Source organism: Paraburkholderia sp., from assembly GCF_004298475.1.
GTDB classification, from domain to species: Bacteria; Pseudomonadota; Gammaproteobacteria; order Burkholderiales; family Burkholderiaceae; genus Paraburkholderia; species Paraburkholderia denitrificans.
In genome coordinates this window covers 31656-53283 of the sequence record NZ_SCRP01000029.1, presented here as the reverse complement: position 1 = coordinate 53283, position 21628 = coordinate 31656, and the positions used below count along the sequence as shown (strand labels likewise).

Annotated in this window: 18 protein-coding genes; 12 read left to right on the top strand and 6 right to left on the bottom strand. The window is 65.1% G+C overall.

The annotated features are described in order from the left end of the window. Positions 1-34: 34 nt before the first annotated feature. Entirely contained in the window at positions 35-1219 is a 1185-nt protein-coding gene (prpF, locus tag EPN59_RS14480) for a 2-methylaconitate cis-trans isomerase PrpF (RefSeq protein ID WP_293036378.1), read from the top strand. A 144-nt stretch (positions 1220-1363) separates the two neighbouring features. On the opposite strand, the gene EPN59_RS14475 is transcribed toward prpF, so the two are convergent. Next, positions 1364-2260, bottom strand: coding sequence for a peptidoglycan DD-metalloendopeptidase family protein (locus EPN59_RS14475; protein ID WP_293046266.1), 897 nt, complete (start codon positions 2258-2260; stop codon positions 1364-1366). 654 nt (positions 2261-2914) lie between these two features. On the opposite strand from EPN59_RS14475, the gene opgC reads away from it, so the two are divergent. The 3 genes from opgC (at position 2915) to EPN59_RS14460 (ending at position 5629) form a co-directional block, all read left to right on the top strand. Next, the gene (gene opgC, locus EPN59_RS14470; protein ID WP_293034607.1) at positions 2915-4012 is read left to right on the top strand and encodes an OpgC domain-containing protein; all 1098 of its coding nucleotides are present in this window, start codon (positions 2915-2917) and stop codon (positions 4010-4012) included. Positions 4013-4117: 105 nt separating this feature from the next. After that, positions 4118-4954, top strand: a complete 837-nt coding sequence (locus EPN59_RS14465) for an alpha/beta hydrolase-fold protein (protein WP_293034608.1) — start codon at positions 4118-4120, stop codon at positions 4952-4954. Positions 4955-5341: 387 nt separating this feature from the next. Then, positions 5342-5629, top strand: a complete 288-nt coding sequence (locus EPN59_RS14460; protein ID WP_293046264.1) for a DUF3331 domain-containing protein — start codon at positions 5342-5344, stop codon at positions 5627-5629. 30 nt (positions 5630-5659) lie between these two features. On the opposite strand, the gene EPN59_RS14455 is transcribed toward EPN59_RS14460, so the two are convergent. Further along, positions 5660-6163: a thioesterase family protein gene (locus EPN59_RS14455; protein ID WP_293046262.1), complete on the bottom strand. Its 504-nt coding sequence runs from the start codon at positions 6161-6163 to the stop codon at positions 5660-5662. Positions 6164-6406: 243 nt separating this feature from the next. Between EPN59_RS14455 and EPN59_RS14450 the strand changes: the two genes are divergently transcribed. The 3 genes from EPN59_RS14450 to EPN59_RS14440 all read left to right on the top strand — a co-directional run bounded on the left by EPN59_RS14450 (position 6407) and on the right by EPN59_RS14440 (position 10979). Further along, positions 6407-8989 (top strand): adenosylcobalamin-dependent ribonucleoside-diphosphate reductase, encoded by a 2583-nt coding sequence (locus EPN59_RS14450; protein WP_293034184.1) that lies wholly within the window; start codon positions 6407-6409, stop codon positions 8987-8989. Positions 8990-9294: 305 nt separating this feature from the next. Beyond that, complete coding sequence (locus EPN59_RS14445; RefSeq protein ID WP_293034183.1) at positions 9295-10026, top strand: type IV toxin-antitoxin system AbiEi family antitoxin domain-containing protein; 732 nt, start codon at positions 9295-9297, stop codon at positions 10024-10026. Continuing rightward, on the top strand, positions 10023-10979 hold the full coding sequence (locus EPN59_RS14440) for a nucleotidyl transferase AbiEii/AbiGii toxin family protein (RefSeq protein WP_293034182.1): 957 nt from the start codon (positions 10023-10025) through the stop codon (positions 10977-10979). Before EPN59_RS14445 ends, EPN59_RS14440 begins: the two co-directional genes overlap by 4 nt. Before the next feature lie 57 nt (positions 10980-11036). On the opposite strand, the gene EPN59_RS14435 is transcribed toward EPN59_RS14440, so the two are convergent. Together EPN59_RS14435 and EPN59_RS14430 are read right to left on the bottom strand one after the other, a co-directional pair. Next, complete coding sequence (locus tag EPN59_RS14435) at positions 11037-13076, bottom strand: EAL domain-containing protein (RefSeq protein ID WP_293034181.1); 2040 nt, start codon at positions 13074-13076, stop codon at positions 11037-11039. A gap of 215 nt (positions 13077-13291) precedes the next feature. After that, the gene (locus tag EPN59_RS14430; protein WP_293034186.1) at positions 13292-14215 is read right to left on the bottom strand and encodes an AraC family transcriptional regulator; all 924 of its coding nucleotides are present in this window, start codon (positions 14213-14215) and stop codon (positions 13292-13294) included. 307 nt (positions 14216-14522) lie between these two features. Between EPN59_RS14430 and EPN59_RS14425 the strand changes: the two genes are divergently transcribed. Together EPN59_RS14425 and EPN59_RS14420 are read left to right on the top strand one after the other, a co-directional pair. Further along, on the top strand, positions 14523-15584 hold the full coding sequence (locus EPN59_RS14425; RefSeq protein WP_293034180.1) for an NAD(P)-dependent alcohol dehydrogenase: 1062 nt from the start codon (positions 14523-14525) through the stop codon (positions 15582-15584). Positions 15585-16045: 461 nt separating this feature from the next. Further along, positions 16046-16900, top strand: coding sequence for a helix-turn-helix domain-containing protein (locus EPN59_RS14420; protein ID WP_293034179.1), 855 nt, complete (start codon positions 16046-16048; stop codon positions 16898-16900). A 33-nt stretch (positions 16901-16933) separates the two neighbouring features. Here the strand turns inward: EPN59_RS14420 and EPN59_RS14415 are convergent, their stop codons facing one another. Then, positions 16934-18754, bottom strand: coding sequence for an ATP-binding protein (locus EPN59_RS14415; RefSeq protein WP_293034178.1), 1821 nt, complete (start codon positions 18752-18754; stop codon positions 16934-16936). Continuing rightward, the gene (locus EPN59_RS14410) at positions 18754-18975 is read right to left on the bottom strand and encodes a hypothetical protein (RefSeq protein ID WP_293046260.1); all 222 of its coding nucleotides are present in this window, start codon (positions 18973-18975) and stop codon (positions 18754-18756) included. The genes EPN59_RS14415 and EPN59_RS14410 overlap by 1 nt, the downstream gene beginning before the upstream one ends. A 255-nt stretch (positions 18976-19230) precedes the next feature. On the opposite strand from EPN59_RS14410, the gene EPN59_RS14405 reads away from it, so the two are divergent. From EPN59_RS14405 to EPN59_RS14395, 3 genes are all read left to right on the top strand, one after another. Then, entirely contained in the window at positions 19231-20178 is a 948-nt protein-coding gene (locus tag EPN59_RS14405) for a phosphoribosyltransferase (protein WP_293034185.1), read from the top strand. A gap of 71 nt (positions 20179-20249) precedes the next feature. Continuing rightward, positions 20250-20876 (top strand): glutathione S-transferase N-terminal domain-containing protein, encoded by a 627-nt coding sequence (locus tag EPN59_RS14400; RefSeq protein ID WP_293034176.1) that lies wholly within the window; start codon positions 20250-20252, stop codon positions 20874-20876. Between the two features lie 57 nt (positions 20877-20933). Then, the gene (locus EPN59_RS14395) at positions 20934-21524 is read left to right on the top strand and encodes a Fur family transcriptional regulator (protein ID WP_293034175.1); all 591 of its coding nucleotides are present in this window, start codon (positions 20934-20936) and stop codon (positions 21522-21524) included. Positions 21525-21628: the final 104 nt, after the last annotated feature.

The window sequence follows — 21628 nt, the reverse complement described above, 5'->3', positions numbered from 1 at the left end:
GAAACATACCGCCCCGCCCATTTCAGGATTCGACATGGCACACCTTCCCCAGATCAAAATCCCCGCCACCTATATTCGCGGCGGCACCAGCAAAGGCGTGTTCTTTCGTCTGCAAGACCTGCCCGCAGCGGCACAGCAGCCGGGCGAGGCGCGCGACAGGCTGCTCATGCGCGTGATCGGCAGCCCCGATCCGTACGGCAAGCAGATCGACGGCATGGGCGGCGCGACTTCGAGCACGAGCAAGACCGTGATCGTCGCGAAGAGCAGCCGTCCCGGGCACGACGTCGACTATCTGTTCGGCCAGGTGGCCATCGAGCGCGCATTCGTCGACTGGAGCGGCAACTGCGGCAATCTCTCGGCGGCGGTCGGCCCGTTTGCGATCGGCGCAGGCCTCGTCGACCCGGACCGCGTGCCCGATAACGGCGTTGCAGTCGTGCGCATCTGGCAGGCGAACATCGGCAAGACGATCATCGCGCACGTGCCGATGACGAACGGCCAGGTGCAGGAGACGGGCGACTTCGAACTCGACGGCGTGACCTTCCCGGCAGCCGAAGTGAAGCTCGAATTCATGGACCCCGCCGCCGAAGAAGAAGGCGCAGGCGGCGCGATGTTCCCCACCGGCCATCTCGTGGACGACCTCGAGGTGCCGGGCGTCGGCACGCTCAAGGCCACGATGATCAACGCGGGCATCCCGACGATCTTCGTCAACGCCGAGGCGATCGGCTACACCGGCACCGAGCTTCAGGACGCGATCAACGGCGACGCCGCCGCGCTCAAGAAGTTCGAGACGATCCGCGCGTACGGCGCATTGCGCATGGGCCTCATCAAGCAACTCGACGAGATCGCCACGCGCCAGCACACGCCGAAAATCGCGTTTGTCGCGAAACCGCAGGCCTATACGTCGTCGAGCGGCAAGCAAGTCGGCGCGGAAGACGCCGATCTGCTCGTGCGCGCGATGTCGATGGGCAAGCTCCACCACGCGATGATGGGCACGGCGGCTGTGGCAATCGGCACGGCGGCGGCCATTCCAGGCACCCTCGTCAATCTCGCGGCAGGCGGCGGCGAGCGCAACGAGGTGCGCTTCGGCCATCCTTCGGGCACGCTGCGCGTGGGCGCCGAGGCGAGCGAAGAAAACGGCGCATGGATCGTCAAGAAAGCCATCATGAGCCGCAGCGCGCGCGTGCTGATGGAAGGCTGGGTGCGCGTCCCGCAAGACTGATTGCTTTCCAGGCACCTTCAGGGCGCTGCTGATGCAAAAACGCCGTCCCCGCATTGGCTCGCGGGGACGGCGTTTTCAGATGCCGGACCAGAAATCCGGGCGGCGGGCGGCGGGCGGCGGGAATCAGGCCCCGGCGCTGTGCGCTCAGCTTTTCGGCGGAAGATACGGCATCGGATCGACCGGCTTGCCGTCGCGGCGCACCTCGAACAGCACGGCCACGCGGTCGTTCTTTTCGCTGCCCATCTCCGCGATCTGCTGCCCCTGGTGCACGGTGTCGCCGATCTTGACCAGCAGGCGGCGGTTATGGGAGTACGCGGTCAGGAAGTCCTTGTTGTGCTGGACGATGATCAGGCTGCCGTACTCGTTGAGGCCCGTGCCGGCGTACATCACCTTGCCGTCGGCGGCGGCGCGCACCGGGTCGCCCGCCTTGCCCGCGATCTCGATACCGCGCGTCTCGCCAGCCTGGAACGCCTCGACCACCGGCCCCAGCGCGGGCCAGACAAGCGCGACGCTGCGCGCATGCCGTGCAACCTCGGCGGCTACCGCCCGGTTTCCAGCCGTGTTTCCGGCCGTGTTTCCAGCCGTGTTTCCGGCTGCGTTCGCCGCCGCGTTTGTACCCGTTATGCCTGAACCGGCCGCCTGCACGGTGATGGTCTGCTTCGAGACGATCTTCAGCGACTGGCCGGTACGTAAACGGCCCGTCTTGCCACGATTCCAGGCCTGCAGATCCTTCACGGAACAGCCGTGAAGCTTCGCGATCCGCGCCAGCGTATCGCCGCGCCGCACGCGAACCCAGGTCGTCTTTGTCACGACCTTCGTGACCGGCGCAGCCGCGGGTGCGGGCGCAGTCGCCTGTGCGGACGCCGCTGCGGCGTCGGAAGCCGGCGCTGCACCGGACGCCGCAGCCTGATCCGGCTCCGGCGCGCCCGGCTGTTGCTGCTGGCCGAAGTTGGCACAGCCGCCCAGCAGGGCGACGAGTCCGACTCCGGCCCAAAAGCGCTTCAGACGGTCGATACGCTGGCCGCTACCTTCTTTAAGCATGTACGCCTCCTGCTCTAGTCGCGGTGGACAGTGTGCGATGCACGCGGCAAGCGCGGCGCGGTGTGCGGCGTCTGGCGCGCTCCCGGCGTCGTGCGGCTCCGGCGTTTCACCTCACCCGGCCCGCATCGATCCACATCTATCTGAGCCCCTTCTTCCGACAAAAGGCTCCTTTCACCACTTAACCGCCCGCATTAAGCGGACGATCGCAATCAAGAAATCGACTTGGCATTGTAAAGCGCATTCGCGGCGTTCTGGCCGCCCGGAACACTCTGATACAAAAGCTTACAAGCGCGATCCGGCACTCGTAACAGCCCTTGGCGCAACACAGGTGCAATATCGCGGCGCATGCCGGCCTTAAACGCTTATCGGCACACGCGTGCGCGAACTTGAACGGGCGTGCGGCTCGCGATGAAGGCAACAAGAAATTAAGAGAATATTTACCTGAATCAAGCGACTGACTTCATGGCAGGGAACCTGAATGTCACAATCCGGTCTTTCCCTTGCCTGTTTGTTGTCCGGCCAGACGGGACACTTCATCCCGAGCGGCGGCGCCTCGCGCCCCACGGCCTCATTCCATCGCCGATTGACACAGCCGCCCGATACCCGCGCGCATCCTGCGTTGCAGGGCGTCGCCGCGGCCTGTTAGCAAGACCCATGTCACAACCATCCAGCCGTCTCGTCGAACTCGATTTTTTCCGCGGTCTCGTCCTCCTCGTCATCGTTGTCGATCACATCGGCGGCAGCATCCTCTCGCGCTTCACCCTGCACACCTATGCCCTGTGCGACGCGGCCGAGGTCTTCGTCTTTCTGGGCGGCTACGCGAGCGCCACTGCGTGGGCCGCGCTCTGCGCGCGCCGCACGGAAGCCGCCGCGCGTCAGCGCTTCATCCGGCGCGCGTTCGAGATCTACCGCGCCTTTGTCGTCACGGCGCTCTTGATGCTGCTCGTCTCCGCGATCCTGCTCGCGTGCGACATCACCGCGCCCAACCTCACCGTCACCGACCTCGACGACCTCGCGCTCGCCCCCACCGCCGCCTTGAGCGATATCGTGCTGCTGCGCCGCCAGCCCTATCTGGCGGGCGTGCTGCCGATGTACGCCTGGTTCGCGCTCACCGCACCGCTGGCGCTGCCGCTCGCGCACAAGAAGCCTTGGTGGCTGCTTGCGCTCAGTCTCGCGCTGTGGGGGCTCGCGCCGCTCGCCACCCCCTGGCTGCCGCACGCCGCAGGCACGCAGTGGGACTTCAATCCGCTCGGCTGGCAGTTGATGTTCGTGTTCGGCGTCATCGCGCGCGCACAGCCGGTCTTTCAGCGCGTGAGCGCACACCGGCTCGGCTGGATCGTCACGCTCGCCGCGCTCGCCGTCGTCGTGGCGTGCGCCGCCTGGCGGCTTTCTCCCGGCAACGCGGTATTCGACAGCGATCTCAAGCGCAACCTCGCCTGGTTCCGCGCCCTGAACTTCCTCGGCATCGCGTGGCTCACGGCGCATGCGGTCCGGCTCGGCTGGACGAAGCGGCTTGCCTGCGCGCTGCCGTGGATCGGACTCATCGGCCGCAAAGGGCTGCTCTCGTTCGTGGCGGGCGCAGTCATCTCGCTCGTCATCGATTCGCTGCTCTACTGGTACACGGACGGTTATCTGGACGTGCCGCTCGGTCTGGCCGCCGATGCGCTCGCACTCGGCAGCCTGCTGCTCGTCGTGTGCCTGTCCGGCCCGCTCGAACGCCTGCTGCCCGCAAAGGTCAAGGTCTCCGCCTGAAACGGCGCTGGCACGCCACACGGTGCGGCAGCCAGGATGATGACCCGCGCCATGGGCGCGATCCGCCAGTTATCATCCCGTTCCGTCGTGTTCCGTTTTGCCGCCATGCGCAGACTCCTCCAGACAGCGCTGCTTGTGCTCAGCGCCGCGCTCGCCGTGCCCGCCTCGGCCAGCACGATCGCCGTGCACATGTTTCGTTCGGCCGCGCTTGGCCGCGCCTGGCCGTACGTCGTCTATCTGCCGGCCGGCTATCGCGCCGACGGCCCACGCTATCCGGTGCTCTATCTCCTGCATGGCAACAACGGCGACCCGATGGACTGGATCACCCAGGGCGACCTGCAAATCGCGGCCGACGCGCTGATTGCGCGCCACGAGATCGCGCCGGTCGTGATCGTGATGCCGCAGGGCGGCATCGACTGGTACGTCGATCGGCGGGAGAAGATGGAGACGGCGTTCTTCGGCGACCTGATCCCCGAGATCGAAACGCACTTCGCGGTGGAGAGCCAGCGCAGCGGACGGGCGATTGGCGGCGTTTCGATGGGCGGCTTCGGCGCGCTGCGCTACGCGCTCGAGCACCCCGATGAATTTTGCGGCGCCCTGCTGCTTTCGCCCGCGATCTATTCGAACGACCCGCCGCCCGCTTCGGCTGCACGGTACGTCGGCGTCTTCGGCGAGCACCAGTTCGATCCGCGCGTCTGGCACGAACTCAACTATCCGGCGCTGTGGAACGCGTATTTCGCGCAGCCCGCGCGCGTATCGTTCTTTATCGCCTCGGGCGACGACGACCTCGTGATCCAGGCCGAATCATCGCTGCTCTACACGCGGCTGCGCGAGGCGGGCAACGCAGCGGCGCTGCACATCGTCGATGGCGGCCACGTGTGGCCCGTCTGGCGCGAGGTGCTGCCCGCCGCGCTGAAGTACGCGCTGGCCTGCGTGCGCTGACGTACGCCGCAGCGGCTGCGTGCTGGCGTTCGTACCCGGTTGCCGGGTTCGGAGCAGACGGGCGGCGAATCAGGTAATCTGCCATGCCTTGACGGATCGACGCCCGCTCCCCGCGCGAAACGCATCCGCATCCTGCCCCGGTTCCCACGGATCTCAGGCGTTCCGCCCCTCTTCCGAGCGCCCATTTCGTGTCACGCTCCTGACAACACTGCGTTGCACAAATCCGTGTAGTTGACGCAGATCCCCCGCAAAGCCCCATTCCTTCGTCATTTGCGACCTATCGCCTAGAGATTGTTGCGATTACTGGAATGGTGTTTCAACTGAGACACAATGGCACTTGCTGTCGGACAGGAATAAATTCCTGGCACCCCACCTACGGAGCCGACAATGAAATCCAAAGCGTGTCTCGCGCTAGACGGTGCCAACGGCGAGCGCATCGAAGTGCTCGAACAGAGCGATGGCGCGCTCGTGATCCGCTGGGTCGAGCCGGGGCGCTGTCACTATGGCGAGCAGCGCTGGCGCCGGCGCTCGGCGCATACGTCGGGCACCTGCGCCGTGTCGCGCCGCAAGATCCGCCGCGGCGACGCCGTGTTCAAACCGGCTGAACGCCCCGCTCCGCTCAACGCATCGGTGATGATCGCCGCAGAAGTGTTCGGCGAGCTCGGCAACAAATAATCCCCACCACACTCGCCGCATTCACAGCATTCACCGCGCACGCCGCGGCGCGAGCCCGATGGCGCGCGCCGGGTGACGCGGTTCGAACCCCGCATCGGCGGCCCGCAGCGCGGTCATGCGCGCGAGCACGTCGGCATCGAACGGCGCTGCGCGCGGTCCCGAGTGATCGACATGCAGCAACAATTGCTCGCTCGCCGATACAGGCTCCGGAGCGTTGTCTGCATACATCTCCAGATACAGGTGAACGCGCTTCGCGTCGTGTTCGAGCACGCGCACATCGACGCGCACGCGCGCACCTTCCTTGATTTCGCGCAAATAAATCAAATGCGCTTCGAGCGTGTACATCGAGCGCCCGCGCGCGTCCCGCTGCGCTGAATCAAGTCCGATTGCATCGAGCAAAACGTCGGTCGCGTAGCTGTAAATCAGCATGTAAAATGCGTCGCGCAGATGGCCGTTGTAGTCGACCCACTCCGCACGCACAGTGTCCTGGTACACGACACTCGCCTCCCCATCCGCCCGCTTCTGGTGCGTCATCCCGCCTCCTTCGTTTTGCCGAGAGTGTAACTTTCAGGGCATCTTTTACGCGGGTTATTATTGGGATGGGGCAAGCACCCGCCCAGGGGATGCGGCAAGCACCCGCCCAAGGGACGGGGCGAACGCCCGCCCAGGGGATGGGGGTGAGCCCGTGTCCAGGCATGCGGTGTCCGGCACGGTCGGCTACCTCTGCCCGTTAACCGCCGCGCGACGTTCGCGCGGCGCAACCCAAGGACCAGGTACATGGCCGAGAACGAGCCTCCAATTCCGCTCGCGGTTGCCCCGCAGCAATTCTCCCTCGACGTGATGCTCGAGAAATACGCCAAAGGCGACGAGCGCACCGCAGACGACATCTACCTGCGCGTCGCGCGCGGCGTCGCAATGGCGGAGCCGCCCGAACTGCGCTCCGAAATCGAGGCGCGTTTCGTCGACAACCTGCGCCACGGCGCACTCGGCGCCGGGCGCATCATGAGCGCGGCGGGCAGCGGCATCGCGGCCACGCTCATCAACTGCTTCGTGCAGCCCGTCGGCGACAGCATCCAGGGCTTCGACGACCAGGGCCGTCCGGGCATCTACGTCGCGCTTCTGCAGGCCGCTGAAACGATGCGGCGCGGCGGCGGCGTGGGCTACAACTTCTCGGCCATCCGTCCGCGCGGCGCGCACGTTCATTCGACCGGTTCGTGCGCCTCCGGGCCGTGCGGCTATATCGACGTGTTCGACGCTTCGTGCCGCACGGTCGAAAGCGCAGGCGCACGGCGCGGCGCGCAGATGGCGGTGCTCGATTGCGATCACCCCGATCTGCCCGAATTCATCGAGGCCAAGCACTCGAAGGGACGCTGGAACAACTTCAACGTCTCCGTCGCCGTGACCGATGCGTTCATGCGCGCCGTCGAAAACGACGAGATGTGGCAGCTCGTGCACCCCGCCGAGCCGTCGCCCGCGCTGCGCGCCGCAGAAGATCTGCAGCAGCGCGAAGACGGCATGTGGATCTACGACGAACGACGCGCCCGCGACCTGTGGGACACGATCATGCGCTCGACCTACGACATCGCGGAACCCGGCGTCGTGTTCATCTCGCGCATGAACGAGGACAACAACCTGCGCGCGAAGGAAACCATTCGCGCGACGAACCCGTGCGGCGAGCAACCGCTGCCGGCGTACGGCTGCTGCAATCTCGGGCCGCTCGATCTCACGCGCTTCGTCATCGATCCGTTCGCGCAGCTGAAGGGCGGCACGCCGGAATTCGACTGGGACGCGCTGGCCGAACGCACGGCGACGCAAGTGCGTTTCCTCGACGACGTGCTCGACGTGACCATCTGGCCGCTCCCGGAACAGGGCGCCGAAGCCGCGGCAAAGCGCCGGATCGGCGTGGGCTTCACCGGGCTCGGCGATACGCTCGTCATGCTCGGCATCCGCTACAACACGGAACAGGGTTGCGAATTCGGCGCGCGCGTGGCGTGCACGATGCGCGACGCAGCCTATCGCGCGTCGGTCGAACTCGCGCGCGAGCGCGGCGCGTTCCCGCTCTTCGAGGCGGAAACCTATCTCGAGGAAGGCACCTTCGCTTCGCGCCTGCCCGACGACATCAAGGACGCGATCCGCACGCACGGAATCCGCAACAGCCATCTGCTGTCGATCGCACCGACGGGCACCGTGAGCCTCGCGTTCGCCGACAACGCCTCGAACGGCATCGAACCCGCGTTCTCGTGGAGCTACCAGCGTACGCGCCGCATGAACGACGGCAGCAGCGAGACCTTCATGGTCGAGGACCACGCGTGGCGCCTCTATCGCACGCTCGGCGGCAACGTGAATGCACTGCCCGCCTACTTCGTGAGCGCGCTGGAGATGAGCGCGCAGGATCACATCGCGATGATGGCGGCGGTGCAGCCGTTCGTCGACACGTCGATCTCGAAGACCGTCAACGTGCCGGCCGACTACCCGTTCGAAGCGTTCGAAGGGCTCTATCTCGACGCGTGGCGGCGCGGCCTCAAGGGGCTCGCCACGTACCGGCCGAACGAGACGCTCGGCGCCGTGCTGCAGACGCTGCCCACCGCTGCCGCCGCTGCTGCCGCAGCAGAGGACACGCTCAACGACACGCAGCAGGACCCGCTGCGCGTGGCGATCGATCACCGGCCGAAGGGCCAGTTGCCGGCGGTGATCGAAAAGATCGAGTACCGCACGCAGGCCGGCAAGGTGTCGCTTTACGTGGCGGTGTCGTTCCTCGAAGTGACGGGCCAGGTCGGCGGCGAATCGTTGACGATCGAGCGGCCCATCGAGTTCTTCATTCCGGTTGGGCAGCGCGACGAATCGCAGCAATGGATCACGGCGACCATGCGCTCGCTGTCGCTCGCGGCGCGCGGCGGCTTCATCGCACGCAATCTGCAGGATCTGCGCAAGGTATCGTGGGATCGCGGGCAGGTGCGCTATGGCGAAACGCAGCGCCTCGACGGACACCGCACGCCGATGTGGCACGACTCCGAAGTGGCGGCAATCGCCTACGCGATTCAGCAGATCCTGCATCGCCGCGGCTTCCTCGATGCCGAAGGACGCCAGGTGCCGTCGCGTCTGCTCGCGCAACTGCGCAACGAGCATCGGCGCGCCGCCGGTTCATCGCAGGATCAGACGGCGGCTGGCGCGCATGACGCGTCGGCGCATTCCGGCGACCGGGCGCACGACAACGCCAATGCCGCCCCGTCCGATACGAAGCACGGCACACTGCACGTGATGCTCGGCCGCAAGTGCGGATCGTGCGGCGCCAATGCGGTCATCCGCAAGGACGGCTGCGATTTCTGCACGGCGTGCGGCGAAGTCGGGGCGTGCGGCTAAGCGCTGTAGCAGGCGTCTGAAGTACGGGTGCGAACCACGAAGCCTGCCATCTCATGGATGGCAGGCTTCTTTTTTTGCTGTCAGGGGGACGTCTCGTCGGCAGAGGGGCCTGATGTATCCGCCCTCGCCAATTGGCGTTATTTACGTGCAAAAAATCAACTATCCTCCGTGGTTTTAGTATGCAAACAACGCGGGAACCACGAGATCACACCGGCTCGTCAAATTATCGGTGACGTTAAAAATTTGCAGATAATTCAAAATATCCTATATATACTGCAATCAAATAACGCAACCGGATGGCGTCGATGAGTAACAAAACAGTCCAGCGGCTGATGCAGGAGAGTCGGCGCGGTCATCCTGTCGATTCCGGCATGCTCAGGAACATGGGGATCAGCGCCGCGCTCGCGGCGCAGATGGTCAAATCCGGGTGGCTGCAACGGCTCTCGCAGGGCGCATACCTTTTGACCGGCGACACTCCGACAAGGGACGGTTCGATCGCATACCTGACGCGACACATTGCCGGTCTTCACGTCGGGGGGAAAACAGCTCTTTCGTGGCAGGGCGTCCGTCACAACATCGCGTTTCGGGAAAAAGTTGTGCTATGGGGCCAAAAGCCATATCGCATCCCCTCCTGGGTAGGCCAGCACCTGACCTACTCATTTCAGACCACCGCCCTTTTCGACGACGATCTGCCCTACGAAAAGGGCCTGAAACCGCTCCCTGCGGGCGACCCGGAGGTCAAGGTGTCCGTGCCTGAGCGCGCGATTCTGGAACTGGCCAGCGACATCGGGAAAGGCCAGTCGCTTGAGGAAGCGAGCAACCTGATGGTGAGCCTGCGTAACCTGCGCGCCGACGTGCTGGACGAGTTTTTGAGCCACTGCCACCGCGTGAAAGTTGTCAGGCTTGTGCGTAACCTCGGGTTTGAGGCCGATTTTCCGTGGGCTCAGGGAATTCAGAAGCATGTGGACCGTCTCGGCGCCGGGAAAAGATGGTCGAATCAGACAAAAAATGGCCGGATCACGCTCAAACCAGAATGAACGAGATTTACGTGGACACGGTCCGGCTGATGCTGGGCATCGCACCGATCATTTTCGACACGCCTCTTTTCGCGATGAAAGGTGGAACCGCGTTGAATCTGTTCTTGCAGGAAATGCCTCGCCTCTCTGTTGACATCGATGTCGTGGTGACGGACCCAAAACTCGACCGTGACGAAGCGATCACCGCGATCAGCAAAGAGATCGAACGCGCCAGAGCACGTATCGAGACCGAGGGACATGCCACGAAGTTTTCGGCGGCCACCACCTCCGGTAAGGCCAAGGGCGATGAAGTGAAGCTCATCGTGATCTCAGGCGAAACCTCGGTCAAGGTGGAAGTCAACTACGTGTTCAGAGGCACATTGCTGGAGCCGGTCCCGCGCCCTCTCGTGAAATCCGCAGAAGAACTGTTCAACACCCGTATCGTCGTGCCCACCCTCCACGAAGCCGAACTCTACGGGAGCAAGCTCGTCGCGGCGCTGGACCGCCAGCACCCACGTGACCTGTTTGACGCGATGCACATGTTCTCGGCCTTCGGTCTGCGTGCCGATATCGTGGATGCCTTCGTGGCTTACCTCGCGGGGCACAACCGGCCGATTCACGAAGTGTTGTTTAACCACAAGCGTTCGATGGCGGGCGCCTACGAGAGTGACTTCGTCGGGATGACGAAAGAGATCGTCGGCCTCGATGTACTCGAAGCGATGCAGGAACGTCTGCATCGGGAGCTGCCGGTCGCCCTGACCGATCAACACCGCCAGTTCCTGATTTCCCTCGTTCGCGCCGCCCCCGACTGGTCCCTGATGCCTTACAGGCACTTGAGCGAACTGCCAGCCATAAGGTGGAAGCTCATCAATCTCGAAAAGCTCAGAAAGGGAAATCCGGCACTGTTCGAGAAGCAGGAAGCTTCGCTGCGCGAGGGCTTTGCGGCACATCTCCCGACGGAAAATCGCGGTTGAGTCCGTTATGCGCGGCTCTTGGTCATGCAGGCAACTTCCGTCTGCGCAAGTCTGCAATCACACAGAAGCAGCATGCCCGATGGCCGTCATCAACTGCCGCACCGCCGAACGGTAGGCGCCGCTGTTGCGGCCCTCGGTCAACAGCGTGCGCAGCAACGCCTGCCGTACCGCATCATGGCCGTTTCCAGACGGCAGAATGTCGTCGAATTCGGTGAGCGACCGGGCAAACTCATCGACGGCGGGATCATCCGTTCTCCGCCCGTGCGGCGCGTCAAGCAGACGCTGCCCCGCGCCGGGCACCGCTGAAATCAACGCTACGCGCTCCTCCCACAGCACGAAGCGCGCGAGACGCGCAAGCACGCTCTCGCTGCGCGGCGCGACCGGCCAGGACGGTTGATTCGCCATCCATTCGCGCATGCGTCCGGCCTCCATTGGCCGTGCAATCACGTAGCCCTGCGCGCCGTCGACGCCGAGTATCGACAACGCGTGCACGAGCTCGATCGTATCGATCCCCTCCGCAAGCACCAGCTTGCCCAGCGCATGTCCGAGGTGCGTGAGCTGAAAGATGAAGCGCAGCACGTCGAGTGCGCCGTCACCGTCGATGCGCACGATTTCCCGATCGATCTTGATCCAGTCGAACGGCAGCTCGCGCAGTCGCGCAAGCCCGCTGTGACCCGAGCCGAGGTCGTCCTGCGCAAGCAGCACGCCGAGCCCGCGAAAGCGATCGAGAATCGCGCACTGCCCCTGGCTCAACGACAAGGATTCGTTCTCCAGAACTTCAAGCGTGAGTTTCGTCGGCGCACACGCGTGCGCCGCCAGCGCGGAACTCGTCGCTTCGAAATAGCGGATATCGTTGAGCGCCGCGGGCGGCAAATTGATCGAGATTTCCAGATCGAGGTTATCGCGCAGCCACTGCTTGCGATCCGTGAGCGCCTCGTCGAGGCCGTGCGTATACAGCGCGAGCAGATCGTCCGAGGCAAGGGAGGAAAGGAACGCATCCGGCGTGAGCACGCGCCCGCCGTCGTGCAGCCGCGCGAGCGCTTCGGCTTTGCCCACTTGCCACGTGCGCAGGTTCAGAAGCGGCTGATAGTACATCTCCAGCCCATCCGTGCGCACGAGCGCGGCCCAGTGCTGCCGCACGCTCACCGGGACCGCGTGGCTCTTGCCGTCCTGGGTTTGCAGGCGCATCGCGGCGCAGCCGAGCAAGGTCTGCAGCAGTTCGATGAACGCCACCTGGTGCGGACCGATGAAACCGCCCGGCAATGCGCTGAAGAGCACGAGGATCGCCATCGGCGACTGGCCCTGAGCCGCGATCGGGATCGCCACCGCCGAGCGCAATCCTTCGCGGCGCGCGAGTTCGCGCCACCGTTCGACGAGCGGATCGGTCTGGTAGTTGAGCACGCGTTCAGCCTTGCCGTTGCGCCACGCGCGTCCCACTGCGCTCTGCCCCAGCGGATTGTCGGCGCGTACGCTGATGGGCCGGCTCTCGTCGGTCAGCGCCTCGAGCAGCCCGACGCGCGCGTGGGCGCCGGCGCCTGCCTCGAAGTGAAAGAAGCCGTGCTCATCGGGACGCCCGATGATGCTGGCCGCGATCTCGTCATGGGCCGAAAGCACTTCGACCAGGTCGTCGATGAAATTCGTATAGCTGCCCGCTTCCCACACGAGACGCGTGACGCGCAGCAGGACTTCCTGCTGCGAATCCTGCACGTTCTGATACGCCTTGAGCTGCCAGGCGAGATCGGTCGTGAGGCGGCTCGCGTAAAGCGAAAGGGATTCGCCGCTCACCCGCTTGCTGATGAGCTTGAAAAGCAGTTCCTGGAGAATGCCGCGGCTGCGCACCAGCTCTTCCTTGTCGAGCCCCACGATGGCGTGAATGCGGCCGATGCGCAGCGCCATCTCGGCGTGGCCGTCCGCGGTCAGGTCGGGGTCCGAGAGGGCGAGAAGATTCTGGATCTGCTTCGATTTCAGATGAACGACTTCATCCGGCGACAACATTTCCAGAATGAGCCGGGATTTGGGTAATCGTGACAGCTCCTCATAGAACTGATTCACGACGAGGACCGCACACTGGTTTAGCGCCTCGATCAATGTTTGCATTCTTCGATTCCGCCGAGGCGCCTCTGAAGGTGAAGCGGCACGTCAGTCCGTGCCGCACACAACGACTCTACACGACTCGGGTGAAATAAGAAGACACGACGCCAACCCGCCCGCGCCATGCCGAAGCGGCAAGCGGCAAGCGGAATCCACGCCGCCTGGCCTGATCGTTTCGCCGTTGATTCGACATACGACTGATCCAGGTTTTTTGACGCGAGTTAAACCGCCGTCACATAACGCGGCGCAGCCGGCGCGACGCGCGGCGCCGCGACCTCGGCCTGGGCCTCTCCGCGCGCACGCCGCATTTCGTCGGCCGGACTCAGGCCGAACAGGCGCTTGAACTCGCGGCTGAACTGCGACGCGCTCTCATATCCCACGCGCGCCGCCGCAGCACTCACATTGAGCCCGTCATGCGCAATCAATAACCGCGCGTGATGCAGGCGCGTGGTCTTCACGTATTGCATCGGCGACGTGGACGTCACGGTCTTGAAGTGCGCATGGAAGACCGCGAGGCTCATGCCCGCCTCGTTCGCGAGCATGTCGACGTCGAGGCCGGTGCAATAGTCGGCGTGGATGCGGCGCAGCGCCTTCGCAATGCGGCCGAAGTGGTGCTGGTGCGCGAGCGCCGCGCGAATCGCGTCGCCCTGCACGCCGGTCAGCACGCGGTAGAGGATCTCGCGCACGATCGACGGCCCGAGAATGCGAGCGTCGCACGGCGAAGCGAGCGCGTCGAGCAGGCGCAAGACGGCGTTGGAGAGCGGTGCGTCGAGCTGCGTGGCGTAGATGCCGCGCGGCTCCGAAACCGTGCTGCCGCGCGACTCGTTCAGCGCCATCAACAGTTCGGCGACCATCGTCAGATCGACGCGAATCGAAATGCCGAGCAGCGGTTCCTCCGGGCTCGCTTCGGTTTCGCATTCGAACGGCAGCGGAACCGAAAGCACCAGATATTGCTGCGCGTCGTAGACGAACACCTGATCGCCGAGAAAGCCGCGCTTGCGGCCCTGGCAGACGATGAAAATGCTCGGCTCGTACATGACCGGCGTGCGCGGACGCGCAACGCTCGCGCGCATGAGGCTCACGCACTCGAGCGCGGAAGGATTGACGCCGTCCTGGCGCGTAAGTTGCGTGAGCAGTTCGACCATGCGGCGCTGCGTGTAGCCGCCCTCGTCGATCGGGCCGCCTTCGTGGCTGGCCTTATGGCTGGCCGATGTGGCAGGAGCAGGAATGTGTGTCATGTCGTATGTGCCCCAAATGCAAACACATTGCAGAGAAACAGGCTTGGAAATCTATCACCGATCCCTCCGGCGTGCCCGCACCCAGGAGAATCAGGCAAGTCTTCGATAGATTCAGGTATTCCCCGGCCACGGCCCGGTCCTTACGATGGGAACCCTGCCGCGAGACCCAACCTCGCTACCCTCGCCAACCTCGCCGGTCACAACAGGAGTCAACATGTACCCGACTTACGGCTATGCCGCCCGTGACGCAAGCACGCCGCTCGCACCGTTCGAATTTCAGCGCCGCGCCCTGCGCGAATACGATGTGCGCATCGACGTGCAGTATTGCGGCGTGTGCCACTCCGACCTGCACCAGGCGCGCAACGAATGGCACAACACGATGTACCCGGTCGTGCCGGGCCACGAAATCGTCGGACGCGTGGCCGAAACCGGTCCGGGCGTCACGCGTTACCGGGTCGGCCAGCTCGTCGGCGTGGGCTGTCTCGTCGATTCGTGCCGCACCTGTGCAAGCTGCGCCGAAGGCCTCGAACAGTATTGCGAGAACGGTTTCGTCGGCACCTATAACGGCATCGACCGCGTGAGCGGCGAGACCACCTTCGGCGGCTATTCCACGCAGCTCGTCGTCGACGAAGCCTTCGTGCTGCGCGTGCCGGAAAACCTCGACCCCGCAAGCGCCGCGCCGCTCCTGTGCGCCGGCATCACCACCTACTCGCCGCTGCGCACCTGGGGCGCGGGCCCGGGCAAGAAAGTCGGCATCGTGGGCCTCGGCGGACTCGGTCACATGGGCGTGAAGCTCGCGCACGCGATGGGCGCCCACGTCGTGCTGTTCACCACGTCGCAGTCGAAGATCGAGGACGGCAAGCGTCTCGGCGCCAACGAGGTCGTGATATCGAAGGACCCGGAGCAGATGAAGGCGCACGCCAACAGCTTCGATCTGATCGTCAACACGGTCGCCGCGCAACACGACCTGAACCCGTTCATCCAGCTCTTGCGGCGCGACGGCACGATGGTGCTCGTGGGCGCGCCCGAACACGATCACCCGTCGCCGCAGGTGTTCAACCTGATTTTCAAGCGGCGGCGCATCGCGGGCTCGCTGATCGGCGGCATCGAAGAAACGCAGGAAATGCTGGACTTCTGCGGGCAGCACGGCATCACGTCGGACATCGAGATGATCAAGATGCAGGACATCAACACGGCTTACGCGCGCATGCTCAAGAGCGATGTGAAGTACCGCTTCGTGATCGATATCGACACGCTGCGCGAGGCCGCGCGCTAAGACACCGACACCTCCCGCCCCACCGGGCCGCCGGTTCCCGACGGCCCGCCAGCCTGCCACCACGCGCCGTCTTTCGCGCACCTCTTGCCGTCTTTCGCTCACGCCCGAGCGCGCCTGCACGCCTAGCTACAAAGCAGTCCATCAAGCGGACTACTAAACGGACCACGGATGCGCCCGGCGACGGCGCCGATAATCGCCCGCGCACCGCTTCGCCCGCCCATGGATTGACCGCAGCCGCGTCTGAAAACCAGCAAGTCTGTCAGAAATAAAGATAACGTCAGGCAAACGTTCTCCGGCCCCCAATTTAGTCATATAAAAACCAGGTTGCCGATAATTGATGCGTTTAGAATAATGCGCGCCGCCTGCTCCCGGGACGATCTGTACGTGATCCGACCGTGGCAAGCGAGCGGCCGCACACCACCCCTGGTCAAAAAAACTGAGTCATCGAGCTCGCAGGCAGGATGTCAAACGTAGCACACACAACCGATCCGGCCACGGTCGCGGAGCGCGTGCGCGCGCTGATGAGCCGTCGTGGCATCGGCAAGCGCCAACAGACGACCGAGCTCTGCCGGATCCTCGAACTGAGCTTTTCGCAAGGGCACCGCAAGCTGCGCGGCGAAAGCCCATGGACGCTCGCGCAGATCACGAAGGTCGCCGCCGCGTTCGGCGAGCCGGCCGGGCATCTCTTCGGCACGCAACTGCCCGATCCGTACGTGGCGGGCGCGAGCGCGCATGAAGCGCGGCTGTACGTGAACGCTGCCGTGCTGCCGTGCGTCGCGTGGATCGGCACGCCAGTCGAGCCGGGCTGCCGGCCTGAATTCATCGCGTATGAAACGCAGGGACAGTGGCGCGTCGTGCGCCCCGACGGCACGCACTACCAGGACGCGCGCGAAGTCCTCAAGATCGAGATTTCTCCGCGCCGCGCCGAGGCCGACAAGCCGCTGGTCGCCGTCGTCGACGACGACCGCGCCTCCGCCGACAACCTGCGCGACTACCTCGAACAAAACGGCTATGCGGCCACGGCCCATTACGGCCTCGCCGCCTTCGAAGGCGCGCTCGCGAACCAGGTGTACGACGCCGTGGTGATCGACTGGCTGTTCGGCGCCCAGACCGCAGGTGACGCGATCCGGCTCGTGCGCGCGTCCGAGAATCCCGACGCGCCGATCTTCGTGCTGACCGGCGAACTGCTGACCGGCAAGGCGAGCGAATCGGAGATCAGCGAGGTCGTGCGCCACTACGACGTCGCGTGCTATGAGAAGCCGGCGCGCATGGCGATTCTCGTCGCCGATCTTTCGAAGCGGCTCAACCGCGGCTGACGCGCACTCGGCGGGCCGCGCCTCAAGTCCTGGTTAGCCCGCCTCATTCTCCCGAGCCGCACGCGGCACCGACAACGCGCGCTGCAACGCGGCGCGCAGCACCTCATAGCGGACCGGCTTGGCCAGGCATTCGAAGAACGGCCCGCCCTCGCATGCTGCGTTGAGCGCCGCGACATCCGCGCTCACGGCAATCACCCGCGGACGCGGCCCCGCCGTTCCGCCCGCTTCCAGCCCCGCGAGAAACGCGTAGCCGTCGCGGCCAGGCATATGCAGGTCGAGCAGCACCACATCGCAACGGTGCGTGGCGAGACGCGCGAGCGCGCCATCGACGGCGCTGTCCGCGAGCGCGGCGTAGCCCATGTGCTCGGCCATCTCGCAGAGCGACTCGCGCACGAGCGGATTGTCGTCGACCACGAGCACCCGCGCACGCGCGAACTTGCCGCCGGTCTGCTGCGTTGCGCCGCCCGTCGCGCGCGCGTCGACACGCGCAACCGGCACGGTGACGGTAAATTTCGTGCCCTCGCCCACCCGGCTGTCGGTCTCGATCGTTCCGCCGAACAGATCGACCAGGCCGCGCACGATGGCGAGGCCCATGCCCGCACCTTCGTAGCGGCGCGAGCGCAACGTGTCGAGTTGCGTGAACTCCTTGAAAATCAGCGGAATCTGCGACGGCGGCACGCCCGGCCCGGTATCGCCGACGATGATCGACAGCGTCCGCGCGCCGAGCGCAAATTCGATACGCACCGAGCCCTGCTCGGTGTAGCGGATCGCGTTCGTGACGAGATTGTTCGCGATCTGGCGGATCCGGTGCGGATCGGCGACAACCGGATGCCGGCCGCCGTGCCACGCATGCTCGAACGCAAGCCCGCGCGCCGTCGCGACGGATTCGTTCTCGTCGACGATCGACTGCAGCAATTCCAGCGGATCGAACTGCTGGTGACGCAATTCGAGCTTGCCTGCACCGAGCCGCGCGTAGTCGGTGAGATCCTTCATCTGCGCTTCGAGCTGGCGCGCGGCGGTTTCGAGGCGCTGGATCACCTTGCGGTCGGACGCGGAATGCGAGTTGAAGCCGAGCAGCTCGATCGACGAAACAATCGCGTGCAGCGGCGTGCGCAGTTCGTGGCTGATCATGCCGAGAAACGCGTCCTTCGCCGTGCCCGCTTCGCGCGCGGCGCGGCTCGCCTCGTGCTCGGCTTCGAGCAGCGCCCGCTGCTGGTGGATGAGACGCGTGCGCCGGTAGCCGTTCATGACGAGCAATACCATCGCCGCCGCCGAGAGCATCAGCAGAAAGATCGCCGCCGCGAACAGTTCGCGGCGCTTCGCCATGAAGTCGTGACGGATGGCATCGCGCTCGGTGATGTCGGCGAAATGGCGGCTCAGCGAGAGATCGACGACCTGCGGCCAGTGCGCGCGCAGCACGCGCACCATCGACAAGGCGCGCCGAGGATCGGCTGCGAGCGTCGGGAGCTGCGCCTCGAACGGCGCAATCGCCGCTTCCAGCACGGCGAGATCGTCCTGTTCACGCTTCATGAGGTGCGGCCGTGCGCCGAGCGCTTGCGTCGTGAAGTTCGCGACGTTGAGCTTCGCGCGCAGCACCGTATAGCGCAACTGCAGTTCGTCGAGGTCGCGGTCGGCGCCGTCCGCGTAGATCAGCAACTGGCTCTCGAAGCGCGCGTACGCGTTCTGGAGCTGCGCGGCATCCCAGTAAAGACCGTTGTAAGTGCCGGTGAGGCGATCGATGACGCGCGGATCGAGCAGATTGGCGTAGAGCAGATAGCCGACCGCCGCCACGGGCGGCATCAGCGCGACAATCCAGATCAGAACGTGAACGAACCTGCGTAGCGGACGAGGCATCAGCGGCCACCCGCGTTCGGCGCGCGCATCTCGCCATCGTTATCGCCATCGTTATCGCCGCCGTTATCACCGCCGTTATCACCGCCGTTATCACCGCCGTTATCGCCTTCGATATCGCGCGCCCGCAGCGTACGCGGCACGGCGCGCGCCGCAATCGCCCGCGCGGCCACGGCCACGGCAACTACAGCGGCCCCGCGCCGCCAGCCGGCAGGTTCCTGCATGACTTCCCATTCCCTCACGCTTTGAATCCCTGAATCCCTGAATCCCTGAATCTTCGAATCTTCGCTTCTTCGATTCGTTGTTGTCGAAGGCGCGGCGCAGACCTGTGCATCCGCTGTCGGCCACGCCCAGCGGTCCAGCAGGGCCGCACGAGCAAAGGCATAATATCGCCAAACATTCGTCCTACAGTAGCCGTCGTTGTCGCGCGCCGTGCACGTGCCCACCATTTTTGCGTCGCTATGTCCGTTTCCGACCCGATGAACAAACCCGTCGTCCCGCTCACTTACGAACAACTCGATCAGTGGGTCGAGTCGCTTCAGCCGGTGCTGGCCCTGGAGGCGTTCGCCGCCGTGATCGGCATTCTGCGCGGCGGCGCGCCGCTCGCGCTGATGGTGTCGCATGCAACCGGCGCGGACGTCGCGTTCCTGCGCTACGGGCGCGCCACCCGTGAAGTCCGCTGGGATTCGTCGCTGCCGCTGCCCGAGCCCGGCTCGAAAGTGCTGCTGTGCGAGGACATTGCGGGGCGCGGCAACACGCTTACCGACTGCATCGCGTTCCTGCGCGAACATGGCCTGATCGTGCGCACGCTCACGGGCGCCTACGACGATTTCTCGCGCCTGCAGCCCGACTATTCGATCGACGCGAGCGGCTATTTCACGCTGTTCCCATGGGAGCGCCAGGCCTACACGGACCGCTACCGCGCCGACTGGTCGCGTGAAGGCGCGCGGCAAGGTTCGCTGATGGCCGACGACCACGAGTACACCGTCTACGCGATCGACCTCGACGGCGTGCTGCTGCCCGATCTGCCACTCGAACGCTACGAGCAGGATCTCGACGCGGCGCTCGCCGAGCGCGATGCGCTCACGCCGTTCGAGCGCATTCCGGGCATCGACATGAAGCGTGCGCGCGCCATTATCACTGGACGGCCCGAGATGGACCGCGCACGCACGCGGGCATGGCTCGAACGCTACGGCTTCGGGCATCTGGATCTCGTGATGCGCGCATCCGACGAGCACGACGACACGCCTTCGGGCGCCGCCGCGCACAAGGCCGCGGCGGCGATCCGCTGCGGCGTCACGCATTTCATCGAAAGCGACCCGGTTCAGGCGATCCTCATCGCGCGTCTCGCACCGCTCCTGCGCGTGATCTGGTGGAACGCGCACACGCGCACCGGCACGCTGATCGGAGCCTCTGTCTGGAGCTAGGACCGGTTCCTCAGGCCGCCTGCCCGTCCCCCAACACGCCCTTTTTTACAACGTCAAGGAGAGTGCGCCTGATGATCACCATCTGGGGACGCGCCAATTCGGTGAACGTCCAGAAAGTCCTGTGGTGCTGCGACGAACTGGTGCTGCCGTTCGAGCGCATCGACGCAGGACTGCAATACGGCCGGCTCGACGAACCCGCCTTCCTCGCCATGAATCCGAACGGGAAAGTGCCGACGCTCGTCGACGGCACGTTCACGCTGTGGGAATCGAACGCGATCCTGCGCTACCTGGCCATGCAATACGGCTCGTCGAGCCAGCTCTATCCCGCCGATCCCAAAGTGCGCGCGCTGATCGAGCGCTGGCTCGACTGGTCGCTCAGCACGCTCGCGCCCGCCGAACGCCCGGTCTTCGCCACGCTCGTGCGCACGCCCGTCGAACAGCGCGACATGACGAAACTCACCGCCGATTTCGAAGCCGTCGGCGCGCTGTGGAAACGGGTCGATCGTCATCTGCAAGGCCGCTTTTTCCTCGAAAACGAGCGCTTTTCGCTCGCCGACATCGTGATCGGCGCGTTCGCGCGGCGCTGGTTCGGCCTCGAAGGCGTCGAGCGTCCGCCGCTGCCGAATCTCGCGCGCTGGTATCAGCGCCTCGCGCATCGCGAAGGCTTTCGCAAGTACGTCGACGTGCCGCTCACCTGATCGATCCCCGTCATGCGGGGCCCGGCGCGCCGCCGACGCGCCCCGTATAATCGCGGGATGAACACAGCAAAACCGTCCCCGGATATGGCGGCCCCGCACGATCACGATCACGACGGCGATCACGCGCACCTCCACGACGGCGCGCAGGCCCGTTCACCCGCGCGGCCCGCATCGCCCGCGTCGCTGGACGCCGCACTCGCGATGGCCGAGGCGTACTGCCGCGAACGCGGCGAAAAGCTCACGCCGCTGCGCCGCAAGGTGCTGGAATTGCTGCTCACCTCGGGCCGGGCCACCAAGGCCTATTCGTTGCTCGACGAAATGCGCCAGATCCATCCAGGATCGGCGCCGCCCACCGTCTATCGCGCGCTCGATTTCCTGCTTGCGGCGGGGCTCATTCACCGCATCGAATCGATTAACGCATTCGCGGTGTGCCACGACCTCACGCAGTGCCAGCACGGCATCCTCGTCGTGTGCCAGCAATGCGGCAACATCACCGAACTGCACGAGCCGAAACTGCGCCAGGCGCTCGTCGCCCAGATCGAGGCGGCAGGTTACCGGCTCGCGGGCGACGGGATCGAGCTAAAAGGGGTCTGTGCGCAATGCCAGGCCGCCGAGCCGGCGCCGGCCGAAGCCGCCGCGCAGTCCTGAAGCGACAGCCACGCAGCGTCGCGCGCGCTCAGGCACGCGTTTAAGGACGCTCAGGCACGTTTAGTCACGCTCAGTCGCGCTCAGTCGCGCCGATGCACACTCAG